This window comes from Pseudovibrio flavus, from assembly GCF_009711345.1.
Taxonomy (GTDB): domain Bacteria; phylum Pseudomonadota; class Alphaproteobacteria; order Rhizobiales; family Stappiaceae; genus Pseudovibrio; species Pseudovibrio flavus.
Genome location: NZ_SMMA01000064.1, coordinates 318744 through 345198, shown reverse-complemented (window position 1 = coordinate 345198; position 26455 = coordinate 318744). Strand labels below are relative to the sequence as shown.

The 26455-nt window shown below is 50.2% G+C and carries 22 protein-coding genes; 3 read left to right on the top strand and 19 right to left on the bottom strand.

Annotated features, from left to right (window positions below; genetic code table 11):
* Positions 1-6: 6 nt before the first annotated feature.
* Both E1162_RS15085 and E1162_RS15080 read right to left on the bottom strand, forming a co-directional pair.
* Positions 7-504: a hypothetical protein gene (locus E1162_RS15085; protein WP_155132609.1), complete on the bottom strand. Its 498-nt coding sequence runs from the start codon at positions 502-504 to the stop codon at positions 7-9.
* Positions 504-896 (bottom strand): helix-turn-helix domain-containing protein, encoded by a 393-nt coding sequence (locus E1162_RS15080; protein ID WP_155132606.1) that lies wholly within the window; start codon positions 894-896, stop codon positions 504-506. Before E1162_RS15080 ends, E1162_RS15085 begins: the two co-directional genes overlap by 1 nt.
* A gap of 107 nt (positions 897-1003) precedes the next feature.
* On the opposite strand from E1162_RS15080, the gene E1162_RS19590 reads away from it, so the two are divergent.
* Both E1162_RS19590 and E1162_RS15075 read left to right on the top strand, forming a co-directional pair.
* The gene (locus E1162_RS19590; protein ID WP_257099021.1) at positions 1004-1363 is read left to right on the top strand and encodes a helix-turn-helix domain-containing protein; all 360 of its coding nucleotides are present in this window, start codon (positions 1004-1006) and stop codon (positions 1361-1363) included.
* 11 nt (positions 1364-1374) lie between these two features.
* On the top strand, positions 1375-2265 hold the full coding sequence (locus E1162_RS15075; RefSeq protein WP_257099020.1) for a tyrosine-type recombinase/integrase: 891 nt from the start codon (positions 1375-1377) through the stop codon (positions 2263-2265).
* A 1800-nt stretch (positions 2266-4065) separates the two neighbouring features.
* Here the strand turns inward: E1162_RS15075 and E1162_RS15070 are convergent.
* From E1162_RS15070 to E1162_RS15035, 8 genes are all read right to left on the bottom strand, one after another.
* Positions 4066-5139 carry a glycosyltransferase family 2 protein gene (locus E1162_RS15070; RefSeq protein WP_155132600.1) on the bottom strand — a complete coding sequence of 358 codons (1074 nt, stop codon included), beginning with the start codon at positions 5137-5139 and terminating at the stop codon, positions 4066-4068.
* A 25-nt stretch (positions 5140-5164) separates the two neighbouring features.
* The gene (locus E1162_RS15065; RefSeq protein WP_257099019.1) at positions 5165-6205 is read right to left on the bottom strand and encodes a glycosyltransferase family 4 protein; all 1041 of its coding nucleotides are present in this window, start codon (positions 6203-6205) and stop codon (positions 5165-5167) included.
* A 41-nt stretch (positions 6206-6246) separates the two neighbouring features.
* Positions 6247-7146: an alpha-1,2-fucosyltransferase gene (locus E1162_RS15060; protein ID WP_155132594.1), complete on the bottom strand. Its 900-nt coding sequence runs from the start codon at positions 7144-7146 to the stop codon at positions 6247-6249.
* A 4-nt stretch (positions 7147-7150) separates the two neighbouring features.
* A complete protein-coding gene (locus E1162_RS15055; RefSeq protein ID WP_257099018.1) occupies positions 7151-8182 on the bottom strand; it encodes a hypothetical protein in 1032 nt (343 codons plus the stop codon).
* 142 nt (positions 8183-8324) lie between these two features.
* A complete protein-coding gene (locus tag E1162_RS15050; protein WP_155132588.1) occupies positions 8325-9497 on the bottom strand; it encodes a DegT/DnrJ/EryC1/StrS family aminotransferase in 1173 nt (390 codons plus the stop codon).
* Positions 9494-10426 carry a GDP-L-fucose synthase family protein gene (locus E1162_RS15045; RefSeq protein WP_155132585.1) on the bottom strand — a complete coding sequence of 311 codons (933 nt, stop codon included), beginning with the start codon at positions 10424-10426 and terminating at the stop codon, positions 9494-9496. The genes E1162_RS15050 and E1162_RS15045 overlap by 4 nt, the downstream gene beginning before the upstream one ends.
* 5 nt (positions 10427-10431) lie before the next feature.
* Positions 10432-11553 carry a GDP-mannose 4,6-dehydratase gene (gene gmd / locus E1162_RS15040; RefSeq protein WP_155132582.1) on the bottom strand — a complete coding sequence of 374 codons (1122 nt, stop codon included), beginning with the start codon at positions 11551-11553 and terminating at the stop codon, positions 10432-10434.
* Positions 11554-11879: 326 nt separating this feature from the next.
* Entirely contained in the window at positions 11880-14135 is a 2256-nt protein-coding gene (locus E1162_RS15035) for a type I secretion system permease/ATPase (RefSeq protein ID WP_155132579.1), read from the bottom strand.
* Between the two features lie 364 nt (positions 14136-14499).
* Between E1162_RS15035 and E1162_RS15030 the strand changes: the two genes are divergently transcribed.
* Positions 14500-15279 carry a GntR family transcriptional regulator gene (locus tag E1162_RS15030; protein ID WP_257099017.1) on the top strand — a complete coding sequence of 260 codons (780 nt, stop codon included), beginning with the start codon at positions 14500-14502 and terminating at the stop codon, positions 15277-15279.
* 79 nt (positions 15280-15358) lie between these two features.
* Here E1162_RS15030 and gyrB read toward each other — a convergent pair whose 3' ends face one another.
* The 9 genes from gyrB to mtnA all read right to left on the bottom strand — a co-directional run bounded on the left by gyrB (position 15359) and on the right by mtnA (position 26306).
* Entirely contained in the window at positions 15359-17812 is a 2454-nt protein-coding gene (gyrB, locus tag E1162_RS15025; protein ID WP_155132573.1) for a DNA topoisomerase (ATP-hydrolyzing) subunit B, read from the bottom strand.
* A gap of 143 nt (positions 17813-17955) precedes the next feature.
* Positions 17956-18576, bottom strand: a complete 621-nt coding sequence (locus E1162_RS15020; protein WP_155132570.1) for a LysE family translocator — start codon at positions 18574-18576, stop codon at positions 17956-17958.
* A 44-nt stretch (positions 18577-18620) separates the two neighbouring features.
* Complete coding sequence (gene recF / locus E1162_RS15015) at positions 18621-19751, bottom strand: DNA replication/repair protein RecF (RefSeq protein ID WP_155132567.1); 1131 nt, start codon at positions 19749-19751, stop codon at positions 18621-18623.
* A 92-nt stretch (positions 19752-19843) separates the two neighbouring features.
* Positions 19844-20962, bottom strand: a complete 1119-nt coding sequence (gene dnaN / locus E1162_RS15010; protein WP_155132564.1) for a DNA polymerase III subunit beta — start codon at positions 20960-20962, stop codon at positions 19844-19846.
* A 196-nt stretch (positions 20963-21158) separates the two neighbouring features.
* Positions 21159-22628 (bottom strand): chromosomal replication initiator protein DnaA, encoded by a 1470-nt coding sequence (gene dnaA, locus E1162_RS15005; RefSeq protein WP_155132561.1) that lies wholly within the window; start codon positions 22626-22628, stop codon positions 21159-21161.
* 156 nt (positions 22629-22784) lie between these two features.
* Positions 22785-23249, bottom strand: coding sequence for a rhodanese-like domain-containing protein (locus E1162_RS15000; protein WP_155132558.1), 465 nt, complete (start codon positions 23247-23249; stop codon positions 22785-22787).
* A 650-nt stretch (positions 23250-23899) separates the two neighbouring features.
* Complete coding sequence (rpsT, locus tag E1162_RS14995; RefSeq protein ID WP_155132555.1) at positions 23900-24166, bottom strand: 30S ribosomal protein S20; 267 nt, start codon at positions 24164-24166, stop codon at positions 23900-23902.
* A gap of 175 nt (positions 24167-24341) precedes the next feature.
* Entirely contained in the window at positions 24342-25115 is a 774-nt protein-coding gene (locus E1162_RS14990) for an enoyl-CoA hydratase (protein WP_155132552.1), read from the bottom strand.
* A gap of 81 nt (positions 25116-25196) precedes the next feature.
* Positions 25197-26306 carry an S-methyl-5-thioribose-1-phosphate isomerase gene (mtnA, locus tag E1162_RS14985; protein ID WP_155132549.1) on the bottom strand — a complete coding sequence of 370 codons (1110 nt, stop codon included), beginning with the start codon at positions 26304-26306 and terminating at the stop codon, positions 25197-25199.
* Between the last annotated feature and the right edge of the window lie 149 nt (positions 26307-26455).

Here is a 26455-nt window from a genome sequence, read left to right as displayed (position 1 = left end):
GCGCCTTTAATGCGGTCTTTCTCGGCTGAAAAAAATGGCCCAAAAACTCTTTCTGCAGTTCGGGGGTAATGTCTGCGCTCTTAAATAAGTCCATTTATGCCTGAAGGGACTGCCCCAAGAAGGTTGGTACTTTGCCTCCCAATATCCTACATTGTATTCCAACCACGCTATTCCCAATAAAAATATGAACCCAATCAGCATCATCGTACATGCAAAAGCTGCCGCCAACGAGTATTCTGCGGCTAGATGAGTTTCTGCAAGCAATTCTGCAGCCATCGGTCCTGTAATCAGAAGCACTGCTAGACACTTCGCTCTCAAACAGTTTTGGCGCCAGAACTCCTCCAGACGCCCAAAGAGTACATAGGAACGCAGCATTTCCACGTCTTGTTTAGGCGACGTAATTTTCGAGCCATTGATTTCAAACCCCTGTTCTTTTGCTGCTCGCTCATACTCTTTAAGGGCCTTATTTTTCGCTAGCGTTGCCCAAAAATTATAATCGTCCATTAGCTGGCCTTTTTACTTTTTAGTTCATCGCCAGCGTTGCTTTCGTAGTTCTCGGCATAAAGCTGGTCAAACATTTTGCAGATTAGCTGGGCTTCCTGCTCCGGCTGCAAGTCTAAATCACATTCTTCCTGGAACGCCTTCGCTGCCAATATCGCTGCTCTCACTAATTTGGTAGGGGGCTCATCTTTCATTTTTCCCGTCCCCATCAATAGCCAACCAGGTGAAACTTGATACTTCTCGCAGATATTGACGAGTACCTGAGTAGGGATCGTCTTTGTTCCCTTTTCATAGGTTTTATATGCGGTTCCCGATATCCCGAGCTCATCCGCAAATTGCAACTGCCTCTTATCCAAACTTTTACGTAGCGCCAGGAGCCGCTTGGGGAAATCCATCTACCCTCACTTGATAATGGGCGTAAATGCGTCCACTTTAGACACATAAAACCAATTCGGGGAAATTTTCGCCCAATTTAGCTGAATATTCAACAGGAAGACAATCCATGTCTCTGGAAACCCTCAAAGAAGCTGCTTTGCGCACCATCTTCTCAGAAAAACGTATTCGTTCGTGGATTAGCAAGGGCCAAATCCAATACGTCAAACTTGATGGCACTTACTATCTAAAACCTGATGCAATCGATGAACTAATTGAGAGGAATACTGTAGAACCATGCCAAGACCTGCTAAAGCCCCTCACCTCGTCAAACGAAAAAACCGTCCGTTCTTCTTCATTAGGTACCGATGCTATGAAACAGGAAAAAGGCGTGAACTCTCAACAGGCACTGCGGACCGCGTTGAAGCTGAGGGGAAGCTCGAAGACTTTCTCAGAGAAAGGAGATCACTCCGGACAGGACAACCAATAGCGCCTCACAAAATGACCATTGCCCAAGCTCTCGATGATTATGCTGAGTATAAGATGGGAGCAAAAACGGCAGAACGACTTAGTTACTCGATCTGTAATTTACTTTCTTATTGGCAAGAAAATACCATCAACCAAATCAATGACATGATGGTAGAGAGGTATTGGAAGAATAGTTCACGTAAGAGATCTACATGTCGGAGAGAACTGAGCGATCTAAGGGCAGCAGTCAATTATGCAATTCGAATGCAGCGTCTAGTTGACTTTAAGTTCCCGAAGCTTCCGAAAGACAGTAAACCAAGGAAACGCTGGCTAACTCAGGCTGAGTACGTTCAGCTCTTTTGGGCGTCGGGTGCGGACTATCGAAGTAAGTTTACGCTTCGTCTATTTCTAATGATCGCCTTTTACACCGGAGCTAGAAAAAGTGCGATTATGGAGCTTGAATGGCCTCAAATCGACTTTCAAACTGGGATGTTGAACTTCAATAAAGAAGGCGATGAATTCGACGATGAAGACGATTCAGAAGGCGGAAAGCCTAGATCTCACATCCCAGTGCCGCCTGAACTGATGAGACACTTAAAGCGGCGCTTTGAAATGTATGGCTCTCAATCTCAATACGTTTTCCATCAAAAACATGATCCTACTAGACGAGTTAAAAGTATCGACAAAGGTTTCAGACAAGCTACTAAGAGAGCTGGGTTAAAAGGCGTTACACCACATACACTCAGGCACACTCGCGTTAGCTTACTAGTTCAATCTGGCGAGAAAATCTCAGATGTCTCAGAGTACATGGCGATGAGTTTTCAAACGCTTGAGAAGGTCTATGCTCATTTTAACAAGGACCATATCCGGGAAATGGCTAACCGCCTGGGACGTTCGCGAAAAGTTCGCGATAAGAAGAACTAGAACAAGATACACAAGGGAAATTCAGGAGAAATAGGGAAACTCCTGAAAATGAAAACGCTGTAAAATCAAAGGGTAAGAGAATGATCCAATCCTCCGAAGGCAGAGGTCACAGGTTCGAATCCTGTCGGGTGCGCCATATTTTTCAATGACTTAGCTAAAATATTCATGCCTTGAATTGAGGCCTTGTCTGCACGCAACCCAAAAATAGCCCTCTGCAAACAGTGAAATACCCGCAAGTGACCTTTAACGCCCTATGGTTACTTTTGGGTGCCTATGTCTGAGCACCGTCCTTTCCGTAAAGTGAAATTGCAGTGGTTGCAGCAATTTCTCTGCGATCCAAAGCTAGAAATGTCTTGGTGCTCTAATCGCCACCAAGTCGTGGCCGGCCACACAAAAGGAGCGTGGCCATCCCATCTAATCACTCTGCACCGGAGACATCGAATGCTGGTTAAGTGATTCAAAGGTAGTGAAGGTGGCGGCGCAAATCCGGTCGACTACCTGATTGCCGAGAAAGTTCTTGCGTAAGACGACACCCGCAATCTGTTCAAAGACGAGCATGGTACAATTGTTCTAAAGCAGTGAGTTCCTTTGCCTGCGGTGTTATTGGGGAATGGAGTTACAGCGCGGATGTTATCAGCTTTGACCAGCACGAAGCACTTCTGAGCAGCAGTAACGGGAAGCAGCGGCCGCATCCGAGAAATTCCTTTTCGTGGACTTGGAGCAGGACCAATCCAACATTCTTTTGGTACGACTCACCCATGAGAACCGCATTGAACTGCACTTCTGCACGCAGAGCTTGGAACTCGGCCCTGGCAAGAACTTCAACATCGCCTGCGAGATTATATCAAACACGTCGACTAGCTCCGTGACTTACTGAATGAACAATACAGTTGGGCCGATCCCAAAAATCGATTTATTGCCAGAGTCATCAAGCCTGACATGGAGCCCAGCACCAGAACGCACGGGCGAAATGCAATCCGATCTGATCTTTGTTGGAAGAGCGAATCTTGTCGGGTCACATCAACGACAGATCGGAAATAATCATGGCCTTTCAAACAGCAGACTTAGAAGCGCCTCGCACTGGCAGTGAATATCTCACAATCAACAACCCAGAAACTAACAGTCGTTGGCGTCAAAAAAAAAGATCCCCAACGAAGGATGGACCCGACAAGGCTACTCTCAGCAAGCGCTTCAGGGCCAAAATGTAAGAAGCACAGCAACAACAAGCCGACTTGGTGGCATCTGTCTCCAAGAGCTTCGAGAGCGATATGGGGAACACTCAAGACGTCTTGAGATAGAATTTTCGAGGTCAAAACTCTCCGGAGCCGAGAAGGGTCTGAGAACAGCCGAGAGAACGCGTGCTTGAATGCCGCTTTGCAATTTATCGCGTTGTTTCTCATTCTCCTGACGCTTACAAGGACGTGTTGTTGGGCAAGCAAGTAAGAGAACTGCAAATGGCAGCAAGCTAGTGCTGTGATGCTTTAAATATCGCTCTGACAAGCTTTAGATTTGTGACTGGCCCCATGCATCACATCGACAAAGACACTATAAGGGCTATCACCAGCGGCTACGGTCGACTGGTATTAAACATCCATGAGCAGCAATGGTCAGAGCCTCGTTAATGTGCCTATGGATCGCTTCATCGTCTCCTTGAAAAAGACACTCGTTCAACGAACGACGTTCCACTCAAGGCAGCAGCCGTAATCGTCGAGCTTCAAATAGACCAAAGTATTCCTTAACTTTTAACACCTATACACGCAATAAAGTTTAATTCTATATGGCCTTCGCGCCATATCCTCTCTAGAATGGCTTGAATTTTTTGCGTAACGCACGAGATGGGTTATTCTTAAGCGCAAATAACATCGCGTTCATTCTCAATATTCGCAAACCTCGTTGCTTGGCTTCTTGCACCAGATGATGCGCTAAAACTTGCCGAAGCTTTGCACTACAGAAGAACGGCTTTTCGTTTAAACCTTTCAGGACGAAACTTATATCCTCCGTCGAAAGATCGCTGATATTTTTGTCAGTTAGGATTTGATCAATCAGCTTGTACAAACTAAAAAGCATCAGCATATCGGCTGGTGCGTCGCATAATTGAGGTGTGTCTACGGTCCAAGCATAATCAGGCGCATCTATCCAACCTTCCGAGGGATCCCGGCGACCGGCATCGACCTCTTTTGCGATAAGAGCTACCAAGTCCCGCGAAAAGCGCTGCCGCACCACTGAGACTTGCGTGACTTGACCATCGTGCAAACGATAGTCAAGCAAAATCTCCGAAAGGCCGATAAGCTTAGTTCTCTTGCTCATTCGATACCATAAATCGAGATCTTCAGCTCCCTTGAAGGCCTCTCTATAGCCACCAACATCCAGCATATCCATTTTTCTGGCCATAACGGTTGGGTGGTGGGGTAGGCAATCCCCTTTACTCAGAGCTTCAGCTACATCCTCAGCTGATAACTTCGTATTAGTGATCTCACCTATGGATCTCCCTCGCGTATCGATCTTGTTCATTTGGGAAAAAACGAGGCCGATTTCAGGGCGCTCCTTCAAAACCTGCCACTGCTTCGAGAGCCGGCTAGGATAAGAAATGTCGTCTGCGTCCATGCGGGCAATAACATCGGCTTTTGCCTCGGCCAACCCCCAGTTTAACGCCGAAACAAGACCGCCATTGCCTTTAGTTAACACTCTAATGCGCTTATCTAGGCCTGCCAACCTTTCCAGAATTGCTCCCGTCTGATCGACAGAACCATCATTAATGACCAGAATCTCAATATCCTTGAAATCCTGATTCATAATGCTAGTCAGTGCTGCTTCAATGTAATTTTCGCCGTTGAAAACGGGCAGGACGACAGAAATTAATGGTTTCTTTGGCATTATATAATTTGTCCAACTCTAGCCTTTATGCCTTGGATTTCCGATAGACTTCATCCAACCTCTTGGCAGTTGTCTTGAGATCATAATTTCTCACCTTTTGTCGACCAAGATCAGCATAGCAAGCGGTGTTTTCAACCATCTCCAATAAACTTGCTGTAATCTCATCGACATTTAGGTTTCTGAGAAATATGCCCGCATTACCTATAGTTTCTGGCAATGCTCCATTGGCGGTGGACACGACGGCTGAGCCAGCAGCAAAAGACTCAATGGCTACGAGACAGAAGCTTTCACTCTCAGAACAGATGAGAGAGATCTTTGACTCTTCTAGCCTCATCTTAATCTCCTCATGAGGCAGCTCTTTTTCAAGAAAAAGACGATCGCAACTATCTACAACCTCTTTTACTCGACTCACATAGTCTTCCGGGCCACTGAAGGGTCCGATCAAACTGGCTGACCAATCTGGCATGAGACTAAGGAATTTAGCCATTGCTTGGGCTGCCGGCAAAGCATTTTTGTGAGGCTCTATCCGACCCACAAAAATAACTTTGTTTTTCTTTTCTTTGTCATGCTGCCAAAGTGAGCTATCGATCCCATTAAAGACAGTATACAAAGGCAGATTGAGGTTGGGGTGTAGCGCTTCGAAAGCATTCTTACAGGTTTCAGAAACAAAAATGAGGCCTTGCAGTCCCTGATAGCGCCTACGATGACGCCAGGTTTTGAACCAAGAGAGTTTATAATCATTCTCAAAGTTATGGCGATGAAGCAAAACTGGAACATAGTTGAACAAGCCCGCCACTTTGTGTGCAGTGGGGCCATGTTGTTGAACTACGATAAGATCGGGTTGAAATTTTGAGACAATCTCTTCTAGCTGCCGCAACCTTTCGCCTCGGCTACCTTTTTTCAACATTCGAACAGGGATACCTTTAAAAGGCTCTTCTATTTCGTCACAAACGACCAGTACCTCATGTTCACTCTTGAGGCTCTGTTGGTATACACACAAATCTATGGATGTCGCTTTCTGAGGACCGAAATGCATATTCCGAGGTAGGTAATTCAGGACTTTCATGTAACTTCTTTCAACGGAATACCGCTTATCGTGCGTCCTTGCTAAACGCGGCTCCATGTGTCGGGGACAAGATCCTTTACTGATCGGCTTTTCAGCGCCTGAACGGTGAACCACTGCTTAGGCGTAATGACTTGCTTTGCAGGATTTGTGTTCAGCATCGCGCCCCACCAACTGAAGCTACTGTTGGCAATAATGTTGTGATCACAACAACTCATCAATGCCAGATCCTGTTGCTGACTGTTGCCACAAATGAAGAGAGTATTGTCCCAATCAGACAACATGTTTTTAGCCTCTTCAGGCGCATCTGAAAAAACGCAATAGATATGGGAAGTATGACCTCGCTCTAGTTGGTACCGCGCGCGGTCATAGTAGTCTTTATCCAAGATGCCGTGGATAGCCTTAGCCTCTGGATTATTCTGAAAATCTCCCCGGCGTATATGCACACTGACCGTTTCTTGACGCCTGAGTTGCGAAACCAAACCTTGATCGCAGCTATCCAAAATCGCACCTAGTTTGACAATATCCAGGAGTCGATCTTTTAGCCGTGCAAAATAGCGCGGGCTTTGCCAATAGCCAGATAAAAGTATGCCCGTTGGTAAGCTTTCAAACTCAGGCCAATAGTGAAAATGCGGCTCCGTGCATGGCTTTAGCGGCCACAAATCCAACATTGTATTAACGTGATCAGTTAAACGCTTATCCTTTTTTCGACGTGATCGCCGCATCAATGACGATGGAAGGTCTATATATTGGGGTTCGACCCCAACTAGCTCCAACCCTGAATGATGTAAAACGCCACCATCCTGCGCGCAGTAAAGTGGGCATCCATGCCTTTCTGCTAAAGCTAGTCCTGCTAGATATTGAAATAAAATATTTCCAAGACCACCCTGAAGCTTTGTTACAATGATATTGCCGAACTCCCGGTGATGTGGAGCTATTCGCATGGAGCTACTTCCTTTCAAACAGCGTCAGGTAAAGTCTTCGAGATGAGGACCTTATAGGTCTGGGAATGCTCATAAGCCTATCGAGTTTAGGCCTTTTGTTCGGGCGGAATGAAAAACTCCGGCTCAAGCGATCAAACGTTTCAATATCTGACTTCTGCCGAATGGTATCGATAACGCTGCTGCACAAAGGAAAGAAGTTGTGCTCCGTTAAGAGACGTAACCTATTTTCCTCCATTGCACTCCGAGCACTCCGAGCAGGGTCACTCTCCAAGATGCTCAGTACGTCAGCAACGGCTTGCCGCGGCGCTGTAATGTTGATGCAGGCAAACCCATTTGGGTTGAAATAGTGACTAAGGTTGTCCGCCCCCGCACTAATAGGGTAGGCCCCTCCTAGAATCGGGTCGGCCAACTTTTCGGTCCAACCATGAGATAAGAGATTATTTTCCAGAACCAGATGATAGCGATAACCGTCGATAGCCTCACGCTTGTCCCCAATCGGTTTGAACCCTCGCCCGTAGATGGTTAAACGGTCGCCCAAAACCTCTTTCAACATCGCAAGAAATCTCAGTCGCCTTTCTTGATTGAGATTAATCTTCTTGTTGGAGCAGACAACCGAGAGCTCCCCCTTGTAACCCGAGGATTGACCGAGCAAAAGATCATCCCATTTAAGTGCCTGTTGAGGTTTCTCAAAATCGATCCCGTACATCCAAGGTAAAGCTACTTGCGATATTATTGTCTGCCCCCTGAAGGAGGGATCAGGATCGATAGCGACAACAGTGCCGAATTGTTTCAGAAATTCATCCGAATAGGCCTTTATGCTCTGAGGTTCCGTGCGGAATAGAATGCGGCGAGATATGGGGAGATCAGTTTCACAATTCTTGTGGGGCTCGTCATAAGCAACAAGCCAATCTGCTTGTTGCTTTCCATTATGGAGCTTGAATTGATACTTTCCCCAACAGCCGGAACTGTCTGGCATTTGGCGAAAGAAACAACCTATGTCGTTATTGCTTGTTAGCTGAATTATTGGCGCAGTCAAAAATTATAACTCTTTATTGATTAGCGATAAGTACATTACTGCGCCTCCCGCCTTGCCACTTGCGTAATAGTTTTTTGGATAGGCTGAAAAGTGTAGCTAGAGATTACCACAAGGCTCGGGATTATTCGTATTTAACCAGCCGTCAGCGAAACAGTGTTGATAAAGTATCGATTGCTTCCGGAATAGGATAATGATGATTGCCAATAAATAGACCGTTTTGGTCGATATAGTCAGCATTTTTCAGGTTCTGATGGATTGAATAATCAAGGTATTTCATCACTTCATTATTGGCAAAGTTACCGGCCACAATTGGGCGACACTCAAACCCAGCCGCACTCAACTCTTTGACTACTGTGGTTCGTGGTAAATTTGCTTCGGGACGAATGATAAGTGAGAAGCCAAACCAACTTGAAGCGCCAATTTCCTTCTGGATTTGGAAGGTTGGGTGATCTGAAAGCAATTGTTGAACTAGCGCTGCGTTTGCACGACGGCCATCGATTAGACTTGGAAGTTTTTCTAGTTGCTCTATGCCTAAAGCGCCTGACATTTCGAGAGGGCGTAGATTGTAACCGGGTAGCACAAAACGATAACTCTCCTCGAAAGGATCGTCAGATTTTTCACCTGTTACTTTATTAAACTTAGGCAGATTGCGTGTCCACCCATGGGCTCGAAGCGCTAACATTACATGGTAAAGCTCCTCGTCATCGGTAACTACGACACCACCTTCCATCGTCGAGATATGGTGTGAAAAGAAGCATGAATAAGACCCCATAACCCCAAGGGTCCCGGCCTGTTTTCCTTCAAACGTGGCTCCCATCGATTCACAATTGTCCTCAAGAAGTATTATATTGCGATCACCAATAATACCTTTAATAGCTGTGAAATCATTTGGGTTTCCGAGCAAATTTACGGCCATAATCGCGCGTGTATTTTCGCTGACAGCGTCTGCAAGAGCGGCCAGATCATAATTCAGCGTTGCCAGGTCGACATCAACAAACTTTAGGTGCAGACCATATTGACTAAGGGGGAAGTATGTCGTTGACCAGCTCACGGCTGGTACGATGATCTCGTCCCCACGCGAGAGTCTGAGGTCAGAATTCTGCGTAAAAGCCAAGGCTGCGGTCATTAGCAAATTGGCTGAAGAGCCAGAGTTTACCATTACCGCATAGCTAGATCCAAAAAAAGCAGCAAATTTGCGTTCAAATTCAGCTACCTCATTTCCCATGGAATACTGGTCAGAAGCAATAACTCGCTGCAATGCGTCGAGTTCTTTTTGATCCCATGAGGAAGTTGCAAGAGGGAAGCGGGATGTCATTTTTTTTTCTCGTTGAGATAGAAATCGTAGGTAGAACGGATACCGTCTTCCAAAGAAGTCGGCGAAGAAAAGCCCCAGGCAGATTGAAGTTCAGTTGAGCAGAGTTTTTGCTTCATCCCAACTGGCTTCGTTAGGTCGTAAGTAAATTCTCCAGTCCAACCAATAACGTTGGCGACGATACGATAGTAGTCGTTAATGCTATAGTCATGACCAAGCCCACAGTTCATCAAATCTGGTAAGCTAATCATGTCTTCTGCCGCTTTCATTACCGCGTCGGCCAGATCAGCAGCGTACATGAACTCACGACGAGCTTCGCCGTCACCCCAAATCTCTACTGTTCTGTCCCCGCGCTCCTTCGCCATATGGATTTTATGAATAATTGCAGGCAAAAGATGCGAATTTTTTGGGTCAAATTTATCATGCCGCCCATAGAGATTGCACGGCAATATAGTCTTAAAGAGGGCCGTCTCATCCTCCCGGCGAATATACTGACAAAGCCGGGTTGCCATAATCTTCGCGATTGCATAACCCTCATTGGTAGGCTCCAACTCACCCGTCAAAATCATAGTTTCTCTTAGTGGGTTTCCGGCAACACGAGGATACATACATGTTGATGCTAAGTTAAGAAACTGTTTAACATTTGCTTTATAGGCCGCCATGATAATATTGCGCCCGATTGCAGTGTTACGCTCCAAAAAAGCAACCGGGTGTGCCATGTTTGCCTGGATCCCCCCCACTTGACCAGCTGCATGAATTACAATGTGCGGCTGATAATGGGTTAAATAGGCGTCAGTTGCATGGGAATCCGTCAAGTCCAGCTCTTTTGAGCTAGGAGCCAGAATTTCCCAGTCTGCGGCGGCAGGATGCTCGAGTATATTTCGGCCAACCATACCTGAAGCACCTGTAAGAAGGAGTTTTTTTTTGGCCATTACAACTAGCTTTCTGCGGACACAGGAAGGTCCAACCCATGATCACGCAACAACCTTACCCTACGGGCATTTTTCAAATCATGAGCAACCATTTCAGAGCACATTTCTTGAACTGTGATCTCTGGAACCCAGCCAAGCTTTTCTTTGGCCTTTGATGGATCTCCAAGCAGCGTCTCTACCTCTGCGGGGCGGAAATACCTTGGGTCGATCCGGACAATTACATCGCCCACTGATAGCGCGTCAGCATCTCCGCCTTCGACCGCCACAACGACGCCAATTTCATCAAGCCCCTTGCCTTCAAAGTGGATCGTGATACCCAATTCTTTAGCTGACCATTGGATAAACTCCCGGACTGAATACTGAACGCCGGTTGCTATGACAAAATCATCCGGCTCATCTTGCTGTAGTAGCATCCACTGCATGCGAACATAATCTTTGGCGTGCCCCCAATCACGTAAAGCATCAATGTTGCCCATATACAGGCATGGCTCGAGACCTTGTGCAATATTGGCAAGACCACGAGTGATCTTACGTGTTACGAAAGTCTCGCCTCGACGAGGGGATTCATGATTGAAAAGGATACCGTTACAGGCGAACATTCCATAGGCTTCGCGATAATTTACGGTTATCCAATAAGCGTACATCTTGGCAACGGCATAAGGCGATCTAGGATGGAACGGAGTCGTTTCAGTCTGAGGCGTCTCTTGAACCAGACCATACAACTCTGATGTTGATGCTTGATAAAAGCGGGTTTTCTTTTCGAGACCAAGAAAACGGATAGCCTCAAGTAGTCGTAGAGTTCCAATCGCATCCACGTCTGCGGTATATTCCGGACTCTCGAAACTCACGGCAACATGGCTTTGAGCAGCGAGATTATAAACCTCGTCCGGCTGCACTTCCTGCAAAATACGAGTGAGGTTAGAACTATCAGTCAGATCACCATAATGTAACTTGAAACGCACATTCTCCAAATGCGGATCTTCAAAAAGATGGTCAATGCGCTGCGTATTAAATGAAGAGGCTCGACGCTTTATACCGTGAACTTCGTAACCTTTATCGAGCAAGAACTCTGCTAAATAAGAACCATCCTGTCCCGTTACACCGGTGATAAGCGCTCGTTTTGTCATTCTTGCTTTCTTTTCAAACTTCGACTTGGCGGTCCGCTACGGCCAAACACCAAAAAAATATTAGGAATGTTTTCGCATGCTTTGAGGGCATACGAAAGCAAAGCCCATCGGCAAATATTTGCTTTTCACCAGACTTCAGCAATGTGAAGTGCTAGCTGCGCGCTCTAAGGGGAAAGAGAAAGTTAAAATTTTATCAATACCTATCCGCACATCATCGCATGTTGAAGCGCTGGTACACAGGCCATACCCAAATATCCCAAATTGGCATGGAACTTGATAATATTGACACGTTAACTCTTGATTTCATTCTTATTGGACCATCAAGGCTACTTGCCGCCCTCGCTATCGCTCTTATCGCTAACGCCTTTTTTCTCGATCTTTTTTGAAACGATGGTTGGTTTCAGTTCAGAGACCGGTTTACCAGCAGCTCTGTTAGCCAGTGCCTGCAAGATTTTGTCTTTAGGACCATCTGCTAGAATGCGGCCCGATTCAACGACGATCAGGCGCTCGACAAGTTCCAACATGGCTTGTCTATGCGTCGCCAGAATAAGCGTTTGGTCTGGCCAGACGGCTTCCTTCAGGTGCTTGATCAAGATGCGCTCAGCGGCAAGGTCGAGTGAACTAGACGGCTCATCAAGGAAGAGGATTGGCGGCGACATCAAGAACACCCGCGCCAGTGCAATCGACTGAATTTGGCCACTGGAGAGGAATGTACCACGTTCACCGACAGGCATATCGTATCCCATCGGGTGACGCGCTGCGAACGTATCGACGCCAGCCATACGGCACGCATAGAGGATCTCATCATCCGTCGCGCCAGGCTTGGCAATCAGAACGTTTTCTTTCAAGGAGCCACGAAACAGATCCGTCTCTTGAACCACAAGGCCAACCGCTTTGCGGACTTCATAGGGGTGATACTGGCGGATATCGACACCGTCGATAAGCACCTCGCCCGCCGATGGCGTATAAAGGCCGGAAGCCAACCGTGCGATGGTCGTTTTGCCCGAGCCTATGGGGCCCAAAATCCCGACCTTCTCACCGGGTTTAATATGAAAGGAAACGCCGGTTAGAACATCCCGCTCAACAGCAGGGTATTGGAAGCTAACGTTTCTAAACTCCAACTCTCCATCCAGAACAACGCGGTTTACGTAGTCTTTTACGCCTGTTCGTTCGTCTGGCTGGGCCATTAGGCCGTTTAAGGTCTTGAGGGCTGCAAAGGCGTAGCGGGCGCGGGTCAGCACCATGGTGATTTGCGTGAGCGGAGCAACGGCCCTACCCGACAGCATCACAACAGCAATAATCACGCCCATGGTGATTTCGTTTTCAGAAAACCTGTAAACGCCTGTCACAACGACCCACACGGTAACCATTTGCTGCAAGAACTGCGCTAGGTTTACCGCAAGATTGCTATAGGACTTTACGTTAGCCTGTGTGCGGCTGCCTTCAGCAATAAAACGCTCCCACTTGGAGAGAAAATAGCCTTCTGCCCGCAAGCTCTTCACGGTTTCCATAGCGTTCACGCTTTCCACCAATAGGCCGTGTCGCTGTGCAGAGTCCATTTGGGCGCGTTCTAAATATCGTGAGACGACAGCCTGAAGGATGAGTGACGATATGATCACAAGCAGCACTGCAATGAGTGGTACGATCACCATCCAGCCGCCCAAGTAGTAGATCACGAACAAGAACAGGAACAAGAAGCACACGTCCACCAACAGCGACAGTGTGCTGGAGGTAAAGAACTCGCGAATATATTCGTACTGAGCAACGTTATTGGCGAACACACCGGTGGATTCCGGCCGCTCCTGAAGGCGAATGTTGAGCACCTTTTCGAATAAGGCTGTCGACATATGATGGTCGAGACGCCTGCCGACGTAATCAATCAAGCCCGCACGCGCGACTTTGAGCAGGAAGTCAAAAATGAAGGCAATGCTGAGGCCAATCGCGAGCACCCAGAGCGTTGCGATGGCCTTGTTTGGTAGCACCCTGTCGTAGACGTTCATAACAAACAAGGGTGAAGCCAGAGCAAGCAAATTGATGATGCTCGCGGCCATGATGACCTGCACCATACTCTTCCAGTAAGCAGAGAGCGGGCCCCAAAACCATTCGTTTTCGCGCTTCTTTTTACCTCCAAGGGCAGAGGCCATGCGCTTGTCTTCAGGCTGGGAGAACGTCAATAACCAGCCAGCATAGTCTGCAACCAGCTCATTTTCGGCAATGGTGGTGGTTTCTTTGTCACCGGGTATTTGAACCTCGAATACGCCCTCACCGCTTCGTTCCAGCAAAACCAGCGGGCCACGCTCCTTGGTTGCCAAAATAAGCGGAAGGGTAAAGGGTGCGTGTTTTTCGAGCTTGCCTGTTTTGACCGCCGCGACCAGTTCGATGCGACTGGCAGCTCTTACAGCAAGCTCAGGCGTAAAGTGATCAGTGTCATGGGGCAAACCAGCGGTTAAAACTGTTAGGGATGTCGGCCGGTTAAAGCGTGCAGCGACGATCTGTAAGCACGTTACCAACGGATCGGGATGGTCTTCCGAAAGGTCCTCGTGACTTAGGTGGGCGTCTGTTGTTGGTTTTGCTACCGCCATAGATCATCACTCTTTTTCTTTTAGATCTACGGCATTTTACGCATAATTCCTATTTACTCTGTGAAGGCGCGGGGCAAACTCTCTTCCTGTTCCGGTCAGTTATTCTTAACCCACTTCAAAAGATGCTCGTGCTGATGCATCGTAACTCGCCCTCAAGACCAATCAGCGCTCACCAAATATTAATTTTAGACGCTAAAACTATTGTCTAAATTACCAAGTGGTACCTGCATATTCTAAGGTTGACCTAAATCAATTTAGAGAGTCACTTGCAAAGCGTTGGGCCGACACGGCAAATGCCATGCAAGCCTCTCAAGTTAAAATGTTTATTGCTCTCTCGAGCGACTTCCATTGGCGGGCTTATGTAATGAACGACGAGAGCATTTATCAAACTTTGCGACCAGACCTGTTCCTCATTCAGAACGGAATGGCCTCAGCCCCTTGCCTGCAAGACCGGAATAAAATCGCTCGGTTCTTTAGCAGCAGCCCGCGCTGGTCACAAAAGGCCCGAAAAAGCGACTTGGTCTATTACGGCCTAAAGGAAAAAATCGTCATGTCGCACCTTGGGCCAAGCGAGATCTTGGGCGAGCAGCAGATCGCGGCAGAGTTTGATTGCGCGCAAGGAACTGTCAGAGAAGCGCTTATCCGGCTTGAACATATTGGCCTTGTTGTGCGTCATGATTTCAAAGGCACGCACGTCTCGGATATGATTTTGAACGAAGCGCAGCAGATGGTGCTCATTCGGCGGCAATTGGAAACCGTGGCAGCCCGCCATATTGCCCAAAAGCTATCCGACGATGTGGCGGCAGCACTGCTTGTGGTGGCTGAGGCTATGTATCTGGCTGCAAAAGAAAACCGCGTTTATCTTTGCAGTGAGTATGATCGCTATTTTCATACCACCCTCTTCCACGCATCCGGTTTTTGGGGCCTTGAGCCAGTGTTGACGCGCTGTCTGGTGCATATGCACCGCTACACCCTTGGCTCTCGCTCCAAGCCCCTCAATGCGCCCTCCATACGCGAACAGCATGTTGGCATTCTTGAATCCATTCAAAATGGTTCTGAAGAGGATGCCGCGCGCACTGTAGAGAGCCATATCAGCCTGCTGGTAAACCAGTGGTCGCCGGAGTTGCAGGAAGAAGACGCCTAACTCTTCCCATAGAGCGTAGTTAGAAAACAAAAAGCCGCCTCAGATGGGCGGCTTTCTTATTTTTGGAGGTTTTCAGGCCTTAAACGTCGAGGTTTGCAACCGTCAGAGCGTTTGTCTGAATAAAGTCGCGGCGCGGTTCTACTTCATCACCCATCAGCTTGGTGAAGATGTCATCAGCAGCGTCTGCTTCCTTCACCCTAACCTGCAGCAAAGAGCGGACATTCGGGTCCAAAGTGGTTTCCCAGAGCTGCTCAGGGTTCATCTCACCCAGACCTTTATAGCGCTGCATGGAGATACCCTTGCGGCCTTGCGCATAGATCGCTTCCAGCAGAGCCTTAGGGCCACGGATTTCCGTCGATTTTTCGCGGCGGGTCAGCACACCAGCCTTCTTGTAGATCTCGTTGAGATGGTCAAAGTGAGCATTCAGGCGACGCGCATCTGCAGAACCCAGAAGCGCTGCATCCACGGTGGTCACTTCCTTCACGCCGCGCACAACGCGGGAGAAGACGAGATCGCCATCTTCAGTTGCTTCACCAACCCAGCCACGCTCGAACTCGTCAGCCAGAATATCAAGGCGGCGAGCGATGTAAGCAGCAGCTTCCTGCGCTTTTTCACGGTCGTTCAGAGTACTCGGGTTCAGCGCACCAGCAATAGCGGCCTGCTCGACCACTCCTTTGTCGTAACGGGAATGCAAGCCATCGAGAATGCTTGCGATATCGCGTGACTCTTCTGCCAGTGCACGCAGGTCAGCGCCCATGCGCACTTCGCCGTTCGCTAGCGTCAGTGTTGTATCTTCAAGACCGGAGTTGATCAGATACTCTTCAAGGGATTCCTGATCTTTCAGGTACTGCTCGGACTGACCGCGCTTCACTTTGTAAAGCGGTGGCTGCGCGATGTAGATGTATCCACGCTCGATCAGCTCTGGCATTTGGCGGAAGAAGAAGGTCAACAGCAGCGTACGAATGTGCGCACCGTCGACGTCAGCATCGGTCATGATGACGATCTTATGGTAGCGCAGCTTTTCGACGTTGAACTCTTCTTTACCGATACCGGTACCAAGCGCAGTGATCAACGTACCGATTTCCTGCGAGGAAATCATACGATCAAAGCGTGCGCGCTCGACGTTGAGGATTTTACCTTTAAGCGGCAGAACTGCCTGATTGGAACGATCGCGGCCCTGTTTTGCAGAGCCACCCGCGGAATCACCCTCCACGATGAACAGTTCAGCTTTGGAAGCGTCGCGCTCCTGACAGTCGGCCAGCTTACCCGGCAGCGATGCAATATCGAGTGCACCTTTGCGGCGGGTGAGTTCGCGCGCCTTACGTGCAGCTTCACGAGCGCTTGCCGCTTCAACAACCTTGGAAACGATGTTGCGGGCTGGTGCCGGGTTTTCTTCCAGCCAAGTGGAAAGCGCTTCACTTACAAGGCTCTCAACAACAGGGCGAACTTCGGACGAAACCAGCTTGTCTTTCGTCTGGGACGAGAATTTCGGATCCGGCACCTTAACGGAGAGAACGCAAGACAAACCTTCACGGCAATCTTCACCGGTCGGGCTAACCTTTTCACGCTTCAGCAAGCCGGAAGCGTCAGCGTAGCCGGTGATCTGGCGGGTCAGAGCGGCACGGAAACCAGCAAGGTGGGTACCACCATCACGCTGCGGGATGTTGTTGGTGAAGCACAGCACCTGCTCGTGGTAGCTGTTGTTCCACCACATCGCCACCTCAACCGTGATGCCGTCTTTTTCAGCAATCATGGTTACAGGAGTTTCGATCAGCGGGTGCTTTGCGCGGTCGAGATAGCGCACAAACGCTTCAAGGCCGCCTTCATAGTAAAGCTCTTCCACCTTCGGCTCAACGCCGCGGTTATCGGTGAGGATAATGCGCACACCGGAGTTCAGGAACGCGAGCTCGCGCAGGCGGTGCTCAAGCGTATCGTAATCGAACTCGATCTTGGTGAAGGTCTCAGGAGACGGGGTGAAAGTAACCTCGGTACCGGAACGGCCCGGCGCATCGCCAACTTCTGCAAGCGGTGCTTCGGATTCACCGTGACGGAAGCGGATGAAGTGTTCTTTGTTGTTGCGGTAGATGCGCAGGTCCAAAACGGTGGAGAGCGCGTTCACCACGGAAACACCCACACCGTGCAGACCGCCAGAAACCTTATAAGAATTGCTGTCGAACTTACCACCAGCGTGCAGCTGGGTCATGATAACTTCAGCTGCGGAAATGCCTTCTTCCGGATGCAGATCAACAGGGATACCGCGGCCGTTATCGGTGACAGTTACAGAGCCATCGGCGTTCAGCGTCACGGTAACATGGTCGGCGTGACCTGCCAGCGCTTCGTCGATGGAGTTGTCGACCACTTCGTAGACCATGTGATGAAGGCCGGACCCGTCATCGGTGTCACCGATGTACATGCCTGGGCGCTTGCGAACGGCATCAAGGCCCTTCAGTACCTTGATGGATCCTGCGCCATATTCAGAGGCACCGTTGTCCTGCTCTGCATTGCCATTACCAAGGGTCGATGTATCGTTCATCCGAATCACTTCATTCTTAGGTTTTTAGACCAATAACAGTGTTATAGGGCCTCTCACGAATGGTTCAACCAACCAGAGGGTTCAGCCTACGGATAAGCCCAGAGAAACACTGGAAAAACCTTATTTAATTGGGGGAACTTGCCTTAACGGGTAACAATGGTTGCCGCAACGCCAAGCATAAGCAAGCTGGACCCCTTTCCGACATAGCCCATAACACGGTTCGAGCTGATCATTCTACGCGCTTTTAGTGCGAGAAAAACATAGATCGCGAAAACCACCAGAAGCACGCTGAGAAGCACAATAAGCAACTGGCCATAGCCGATCAGGGAGATCTGGTCGATGCGGATGATGTTGGGCAAAAGCGCCAAATAAAACACCATGACCTTCGGGTTTCCAAGGGTCAGGAAAAGCCCAGAAAGAATGGACCCGACCAAGGTGGAACCCCTGCTCTTCTTCGAGCTATCAATCTCCAGCCCCATATCGCGAGCGGTCCACATTTTCCAAGCAATATAAACCAGATAGGCCGCACCAACATACTTGATGATGGTGAAGGCAAGCGCAAATGTAGACGCGATGGCAGCAAGGCCCAAAACGGCAAAAGTGAACCATGTGAAGTCACCAAGTGCCATACCGATGCAAAAGCCTAGGGCACCGCGTGAGCCGTAGCCCAAAACGCGCAGTACCAGTGCCGTGATACCGGGGCCTGGAATGATGGCGGCGACAAACAGCGTCGACGCAAAAAACGCGAGCGAAGAACTATCCATTGGGGTGAAATCCTGAACACGCAGCAAAGGGCTGCAAGCGCCCTTTATAGCGGATTTATCAGGCCATCGGCAACTTCGAAGATTTGCGCGTCCTCCGGTAAATCCTTGAAAAGATTTACGTCCGTTCCGGTCATGAAAACCTGCGGCCCCATAGCCTGCAAACGGGAGAAAAGCGCGGCGCGGCGGCCAGGATCAAGGTGGGCTGCGACCTCATCCAGCAACAGAACCGGCGTCATGCCCGAAATCGCCGTTGTAAGGTCTGCATGGGCCAAAATGATGCCAATTAGCAGCGCTTTTTGTTCGCCTGTAGAGGCAAGAGCAGCAGGGACATGCTTATCGACATGCAACACGCCAAGATCGCTACGGTGCGGTCCGTCCAGCGTTCTACCAGCTGCTTTATCGCGGAAGCGCCCTTCCCGTAGGAGCTCGCGGTAGCAGTCCTCACGGTCGGAAGCGCCAAGACCGATGGTGGCAGTTTCAAACGCCCCTTCTAGATGGATTTCAGCGGTCGGGAATGGAAGTCCCAGTTCTGCCTGCGCTTTTAGCTTGGCCGACAGCAAGCTAACGGTCTCGTTGCGCGCTAGGGAGACGGCTGTTCCAAGTTCAGCGACCTGCGCCTCAATTGCATCCAAAAATGCTGCTGTTCCGCCTTCGGAAAGCAGACGGTTACGTTGCCGAAGAGCGCGTTCAAACTCGGTTACGGTTTTTCCATGGCTAGGGTTGAGAGAAAGAACCAAACGGTCCAGAAACTTGCGCCGATCCCCCGCAGAGCCGGTAAACAGCCCGTCCATGCTCGGCACCAGCCAGAGAACGCGCAGGTATTCCAGCAGTGCTTCAGAGCTTCTGGCGTCCTCTCCGTCGATGCGAACTTTGCGGCTTTGATCGCCGGCGTTGAGGCCGGTGCCTAAACGTGTCTCACCATAAGCGCCATCAATGAGCGCAGAGACAGCCCAAGCGCCGGTATGTGCATGGCGCGCCACTTCGGACAGCATGGCCCGCCGCAAGCCGCGGCCAGCAGACAGAAAAGAGATTGCTTCGAGGATATTTGTTTTGCCAGCGCCGTTGTTGCCAACAAAGGCAACCATGCGACTATTCAAAGAAATGCTGGCATTTTCGTAGTTTCTGAAGTCACTCAGAGTTAGCCGACGCAGGGACACGGCAACGGGATCCGTCATTCAGATCTCTCTTAATTCGCTCTCGAAATGGGAGCGTCCTGCATCGCAAAGTGGCGCGGGCCGGCGCGCGCCGGCCCGTCTAACCAATGCAATCAGACGCGCATAGGCATCAATACATAAAGGGAGCTGGTATCGCCACCTTCTTGAATCAGGGTCGGAGAACCGGAATCTGCCAGACGGAAGAGCGCAGAGTCGGTTTCCAGCTGCGCTGCGATGTCGAGCAGGTATTTGGAGTTGAAGCCGATTTCCATTTCTTCGGCGTTGTATTCAACTGCCAGCTCTTCAGTCGCAGTACCGGAATCCGGGTTGGTCACGGTCAGAACCAGCTTGCCTTCGCTCAAAGAGAGCTTAACAGCGCGGCCACGCTCGGAAGCGATGGTGGATACGCGGTCAACAGCAGCTTTGAATGCATCGCGGTCAACAAGCAGTTCCTTGTCGTTATTCTTCGGAATAACGCGGCCATAGTCCGGGAAGGAACCATCGATCAGCTTGGAGGTCAGCACCACAGAGCCGATGGTGAAACGGATTTTAGTCTCGGAGATCTCGACCAGCACTTCTGCTTCCGGCTCATCCATAAGCTTCTGGATTTCGCCAACGCATTTGCGCGGTACGATAATGCCCGGCATGCCTTCAGAACCTTCCGGCGCATCCAGTTCAGCCTGTGCCAAACGGTGACCGTCAGTCGCTACAGCGCGGAACCGCAGCTTACCGTCGCTATCGACGGTGTGCATGAAGATACCGTTCAGGTAGTAGCGAGTTTCTTCGGTAGAGATTGCAAACTGAGTGCAATCGGTCAGATGACGGAAGTTGCCAGCTGTTGTTTTGAAAGCGTGGGTGAACTCGCCGGCGGTTACATCCGGGAAGTCAGTCACAGGAAGAATTTGCAAGGAGAAGCGGGAGCGACCAGCACGGATTTCCATGGTGCTCTCATCGCCAGAAGTTTCCAGAACCACCTGTGAGCCGTCCGGCAGCTTGCGTACGATCTCGTAGATCATGTGTGCAGGAACAGTCGTGGAACCAGGAACTTCGACCATTGCAGAAATGGTTTCGGTTACTTCCAGATCCAAGTCGGTTGCTTTGAGCTTGAGGTCCCCACCTTCGGCTTGCAGCATGACGTTTGAAAGGATCGGTATCGTATTTCGTCTTTCAACAACACGATGAACGTGGGTCAAAGACTTCAGGAGCTCGGTCCGCTCAAGTGTCACTTTCATACGAAACGTCCGTTCTTCTGGCGTTCCCGTGAGTACAGGGAGCGCGAATATTCACAAATTACACCCTGTCCACGTAAATGCAGGGTAGGAGAGACTGCAACTTGTTAGCCTGAAATGCAAGAGGGCACCGCTACGGGTGCCCTGATAGTCACGGAATTCTCCTGAAAAGGCGGCCCGTCACGGGCCTCACCTCAAATCAGGCATCCAGCATGCGCTTTAGTAGCTCCAGCTCCTGCGCCAGACCGTTATCTGCTTTCTGCAGCTCCTCGATCTTACGAACAGCGTGAAGTACTGTGGTGTGGTCACGATTACCAAAGCGACGGCCGATTTCCGGCAGAGAGCGCGGCGTCATGATCTTAGCAAGATACATGGCGATCTGGCGCGGGCGCACGATGGTGCGGGTACGGCGCGCAGACAGAAGGTCCGCTTTGGAAACATTGTAGTGCTTGGAAACAACGCGCTGGATGTCCTCAATCTTCACACGGCGCGGCTCGGCAGTGCGGATAAGGTCACGCAGGGTGATTTCAGCCATATCAAGCGTAACCGGAGAGTTGGTCAGCTGGTTATGGGCAACAAGACGGTTCAGTGCGCCTTCAAGGTCACGGCCAGAGGACGTAACATTGCGAGCAACGTAATCCAGAACAGTGTCAGGAACAGCAAAGTTTGGATAGTTGCGCTGCTGGTGACGCATGCGGTCTTCAATAATTGCACGGCGCAGACCAAAGTCAGGCTCGGAAATATTGACCACAAGGCCGCCTGCAAGGCGAGAGCGAACGCGATCGTCGAGGCTTTCCAGATCAGATGGCGCGCGGTCTGCTGCAACGACAACCTGACGGGCACCGTCAATGAGAGCATTCAGGGTATGACAGAATTCCTGCTGGATCTGCTTACCATGGAGGAACTGCATATCGTCGATCAGAAGGAGGTCGATCGAGCGGAGCGTTTCCTTGAAGTTCATGGCGGACTGCGCCTGCAGCGCAGCAACAAAACGGTACATGAAATGTTCTGCGGTTAGGTACAGAACGCGGCGACCGTTGTTTCGTGCCTGATTGGCGATTGCCTGCATCAGGTGGGTTTTACCAAGACCTACAGAGGCGTGCAGGTAAAGCGGGTTAAAGGTGACAACGCCGCCGCTGGCAACCTGACGGGCTGCAGCAAGGGCCAGAACGTTGGATTCGCCTTCAACAAATGTCTCGAAGCTGTACTTCGGATCAAGGGCAGCGCCTTCCAGAACGTCTTTGCCAGCGCCATCAACACGGCCGATAGGACGAGCGCCCATCATTGGTGCCGGGGAGCTTGCGCGAAGACCAGCCGGGTCGTTGACCTGAATTGGACGCATGTCCGCAGGCTTTGAACCCAGAGCCGGGCTCTGCGCTGCCGGAGCTGGCGCAGGACGGGCACGGATTGCGCCGCGCACAGTGAGTTCAATGCGATGAACGTTATCGCATTCGTCCTTCCAAAGACCCATCAAACGGTCACGGTAGTGGGACTGGATCCACTGCTTCAAAAAGCGGGTTGGAACGGAAAGCTTAATTGTTCCGTCGTTGTGCCCTTCCAAGTCTACGCGCGCAAACCAGCTGGTAAATACATCTTCACCAAGCTCAGCACGTAGGCGTTTTTTAACGCGATCCCATTGCTCCGGACCTGGAGCGTCCTGAACGTGCATATCCGCCTCCTTCAAGTATTCCGAGTATTCCGCCACAGACACTCGGACCAATTCCATGCCCCTTGTTTCGGGGCTATTCTCATTTAGCTGCGAACAGCGAACCTTGTGTGCCGGGACGAACCCGCCACGAAAAAAGCCTCTAAATTTCCTGTCGGATCATGTCTGGAGCCATGGAAGACCTTCAGCCTTCCAACCCGATACAGACCCTCTATGGCTCTCAGCATCCAACTGCCCCTCAAATCCGTGGGCAACGTTGAAGCATTGTTGAAAGCCGTGTGCGGTTAGCGCTTGTGCAGCTGCTTTACTACGCACACCGGAGCGGCACAAAAAGAAGATTGGAGCGCTTTGGTCAAGTCCTTTTTGCATCAGCGCGTCAGAAAGTTGCTCTACGAAGGCGGGATTCAACTCGCCAGACGGGAACAGCTTCCACTGCACAAACAAAACGTGCTTGCCGAGTGCCGATAGGTCCGGCACGCCTACATAGCCCCATTCCGCTTCAGTACGAACATCAACCAAAACACTTGCCTGCTGGTCCCGCAGAACCTCAAAGGTTTGCGTGACACCAATATCACCCGCGTAGGGTGCGGTGTCTTCGCTAGCAGCAAAGTTAGAAGTCGACATTAGCATTTCCAAATCTTCACCACGCTCCTGTACCGCATGGAGCGGAGAAGAACTAAACAAACTACAAACACACTATGCGAAACCCGCACTCTTCATCACTTTAGGTCGCAAAAGACCGTCGCCCTACGAGCCCTATTAAGGCCGTGAGACGCGGCTAACCCAAGACGCAGATAAAAGAGTATTCTGGCCGATTTCCTAGAAATTTCTTGAGAGGTTCAAGCCCCCGCCTGAATTCTCTTAAGACCATATACAGAGGAATTTGGGGTCGCAATAGGGCCGAAATGACAAATCGTAATCGCCCCTATCCACAAGCGTATCAAGTACGCCAGTGCTACTGTCTTACATTTCGCGAAAGAGCTTGGGACTCAAGAGCTTTTGCTTTCATCATCACCACAACGCACATAATCGGGCGCCGTCAAAAAAAATTAATATGAAAGCATCTTGACTCCGCAAGAATCTCTCAGTGAGTCTCGAAGAGTCGCCAACCTAACCGTAACCACCTGTTTTTAAATAGTTTTTCATGTCATATCAAAACGTCAAAAGACGCCTGATTTTCTTGAAATTTACTCAAAAATTTAGGTAGTTTTTGTTAAATGGCAAAAAAAAACCCGGCCTGACGACCGGGCTTTTTTTATCCACGAAAAGCTCGCTTATGCGCTCAGTGCTTTCACGCGAGCGTTCAGGCGGGAGATTTTACGAGAAGCAGTGTTCTTGTGAACGATGCCTTTCGTAACAGCCCGCATGATTTCAGGCTGTGCAGCCTTCAGCGCGTCGTTAGCAACTGCGAGGTCACCTGCAGTGATAGCTTCTTCTACCTTGCGTACGTAAGAACGTACACGACTGCGGCGAGCCTTATTGATGGCCGTCCGGCGAGCAATTTTACGTGCTGCCTTCTTGGCCGAAGGTGTGTTGGCCATGGGCTCTTCCTAATCCGTCTTTAAATCGCGAACGAGGCCGCCCACTAGCAAGCAACCCCGGTAAAACGAAAGCCGTAGCGAACTAAACGTCCGCCATCTGTTGTCGAGCGCTTATAGTCAGCACAAGCAACGGCGTCAATGGAAAATCGGAATGACTTTCTTCAAAAAGAGTCGCTTAGCGATTTTTGAAGGTCGGTTTACGCTTTTCTATGAATGCACCCATTCCTTCCTTCTGGTCTTCTGTAGCAAACATAGACTGGAAGAGGCGGCGTTCGAAGCGGATACCTTCGTTCAACGTGACTTCATAGGAACGATTGACACTTTCCTTTGTCATCATAGCGATAGGACGCGAGAAAGACGCGATTTTTCCTGCTGCCTTCAAGGCTTCATCAAGCAAATCAGCCGCTGGAATCACTCTGGAGACAAGACCGCTGCGCTCGGCTTCAGCGGCATCCATCATGCGGCCAGTCAAGCACATTTCCATTGCTTTTGACTTACCCACAAAGCGTGTGAGTCTCTGTGTACCACCTGCGCCGGGCATTACACCAAGCTTGATTTCCGGCTGGCCGAACTGGGCCGTATCTGCTGCCAGAATAAAGTCACACATCATAGCCAGCTCACAGCCACCGCCTAAAGCATAACCTGCTACCGCTGCGATAACCGGCTTACGATTCTGTGCGACCTGATCCCAATTGCCAAGGAAGTCATCAAGGTAGGTGGCAACATACTGGTTGTCCGCCATCGCTTTGATGTCTGCGCCAGCGGCGAAAGCTTTTTCAGAACCAGTTATAACAACGGCACCGATCATATCGTTTTTCTCAAAGTCTTTGAGCGCGCTGTTCAGCTCATCAATAAGCTCTGCGTTCAAAGCGTTGAGTACCGTTGGCCTATTCAATGTAATAAGCCCGACATTTTCGCGAATCTCGGCGATGATATTATTGTAGCTCATGGCGACCTCCCCGTGCCAAATCCGTAAACACATAGTTTTACGTAGACTAGAACGCGTAGGTTCGCCTATTCAACCTTTTGCTCAGGGTTGGGGAACCATGACACGTTCAGGGAAGAGCGAGGCCAGACCTTCGGCACTTGCTGCGCATACACCGCGCTCGGTCATCAAACCGTTCACATACTTGGCGGGCGTCACATCGAACGCGTAATTGGCGACCGGCGTTGACTGCGGACAGATTCGCACATTTTCGACGACACCTGCTGCATTCTGACCGGTGATGAAGGCAACCTCATCGCCGCAGCGCTGCTCTATCGGGATTTCCTTGATTCCATCATGGATGGTCCAGTCGATGGTTGAGGAGGGTAGGGCGACATAAAACGGCACACCATTATCATGAGCGGCCAGCGCCTTCAGGTAGGTGCCGATCTTATTGCACACATCGCCGCTGGCAGTGGTGCGGTCTGTGCCCACTATACAAAGGTCCACCAAGCCGTGCTGCATAAGGTGGCCGCCGACATTATCGACGATCAGCGTATGAGGAACACCGTGTTCGCCCAGCTCCCATGCTGTAAGGTGAGCACCTTGATTGCGCGGGCGGGTTTCGTCCACCCAGACATGAACTTTGATGCCTTTATTATGGGCCTGATAAATGGCTGAGGTCGCCGTACCCCAGTCCACTGTCGCAAGCCAGCCTGCATTGCAATGGGTGAGAATATTGACCGGCTCACCTGCTGGCTTCTTTGCGGCAATCTCTTCAATAAGACGAAGACCGTGGGCGCCAAGCTGGCGGTTGGCTTCTGCATCTTCATCGCAGATTTCCCGCGCACGCTGCCACGCGATAGCAACGCGGTCTTCCTGCATTGCAGGCTGCAGCAGCATTTTCATATCATCGAGCGCCCAACGCAGGTTCACTGCCGTTGGCCGCGTGGCGTAGAGCGTTTCATAGGCGTGGTCGAGGGAATCGTTGGAGGTATCCTCGCTCATGGCCAGCGCCATACCGTAGGCAGCCGTTGCCCCAATAAGCGGCGCGCCGCGCACCCACATATCGCGAATAGCAATGGCCGCATCGTTCATGGCGGTCAACTCGACCTCGACAAACTCATGGGGCAGGCGGGTCTGATCGATAATGCCGACGCGCTTTCCCTCTTCAATCGCCCAGATCGAGCGATACGCTACACCCTGCACTTCCATCGCCTCTGCCTCCCACTGCCGATTGATGCGGTACTGACCATAACCCGAGCTTGGAGTTTACGTATAGAGGCGGAACATGACCATGACAGTTATCCGCCAATTGACGGCGCTGCACTCGCCCTGCACTATCCGCATTAATGCGCATGATT

Bases quoted from the DNA above. Each gene is read 5' to 3' on its own strand.
- E1162_RS15050 (WP_155132588.1), bottom strand. From the start codon at position 9,497: ATGACATCCCGCTTCCCTCTTGCAACTTCCTCATGGGATCAAAAAGAA.
- E1162_RS15065 (WP_257099019.1), bottom strand. From the start codon at position 6,205: ATGAAAGTCCTGAATTACCTACCTCGGAATATGCATTTCGGTCCTCAG.
- E1162_RS14990 (WP_155132552.1), bottom strand. From the start codon at position 25,115: ATGAGCTACAATAATATCATCGCCGAGATTCGCGAAAATGTCGGGCTT.
- dnaN (WP_155132564.1), bottom strand. From the start codon at position 20,962: ATGAAAGTGACACTTGAGCGGACCGAGCTCCTGAAGTCTTTGACCCAC.
- E1162_RS15035 (WP_155132579.1), bottom strand. From the start codon at position 14,135: ATGGCGGTAGCAAAACCAACAACAGACGCCCACCTAAGTCACGAGGAC.
- mtnA (WP_155132549.1), bottom strand. From the start codon at position 26,306: ATGGAAGTGCAGGGTGTAGCGTATCGCTCGATCTGGGCGATTGAAGAG.
- E1162_RS15045 (WP_155132585.1), bottom strand. From the start codon at position 10,426: ATGGCCAAAAAAAAACTCCTTCTTACAGGTGCTTCAGGTATGGTTGGC.
- E1162_RS15075 (WP_257099020.1), top strand. From the start codon at position 1,375: ATGACCATTGCCCAAGCTCTCGATGATTATGCTGAGTATAAGATGGGA.
- E1162_RS15060 (WP_155132594.1), bottom strand. From the start codon at position 7,146: ATGCGAATAGCTCCACATCACCGGGAGTTCGGCAATATCATTGTAACA.
- dnaA (WP_155132561.1), bottom strand. From the start codon at position 22,628: ATGCACGTTCAGGACGCTCCAGGTCCGGAGCAATGGGATCGCGTTAAA.
- E1162_RS15080 (WP_155132606.1), bottom strand. From the start codon at position 896: ATGGATTTCCCCAAGCGGCTCCTGGCGCTACGTAAAAGTTTGGATAAG.
- rpsT (WP_155132555.1), bottom strand. From the start codon at position 24,166: ATGGCCAACACACCTTCGGCCAAGAAGGCAGCACGTAAAATTGCTCGC.
- recF (WP_155132567.1), bottom strand. From the start codon at position 19,751: ATGACGGATCCCGTTGCCGTGTCCCTGCGTCGGCTAACTCTGAGTGAC.
- E1162_RS15000 (WP_155132558.1), bottom strand. From the start codon at position 23,249: ATGTCGACTTCTAACTTTGCTGCTAGCGAAGACACCGCACCCTACGCG.
- E1162_RS15085 (WP_155132609.1), bottom strand. From the start codon at position 504: ATGGACGATTATAATTTTTGGGCAACGCTAGCGAAAAATAAGGCCCTT.
- E1162_RS15020 (WP_155132570.1), bottom strand. From the start codon at position 18,576: ATGGATAGTTCTTCGCTCGCGTTTTTTGCGTCGACGCTGTTTGTCGCC.
- gyrB (WP_155132573.1), bottom strand. From the start codon at position 17,812: ATGAACGATACATCGACCCTTGGTAATGGCAATGCAGAGCAGGACAAC.
- E1162_RS19590 (WP_257099021.1), top strand. From the start codon at position 1,004: ATGTCTCTGGAAACCCTCAAAGAAGCTGCTTTGCGCACCATCTTCTCA.
- E1162_RS15070 (WP_155132600.1), bottom strand. From the start codon at position 5,139: ATGCCAAAGAAACCATTAATTTCTGTCGTCCTGCCCGTTTTCAACGGC.
- gmd (WP_155132582.1), bottom strand. From the start codon at position 11,553: ATGACAAAACGAGCGCTTATCACCGGTGTAACGGGACAGGATGGTTCT.
- E1162_RS15030 (WP_257099017.1), top strand. From the start codon at position 14,500: ATGAACGACGAGAGCATTTATCAAACTTTGCGACCAGACCTGTTCCTC.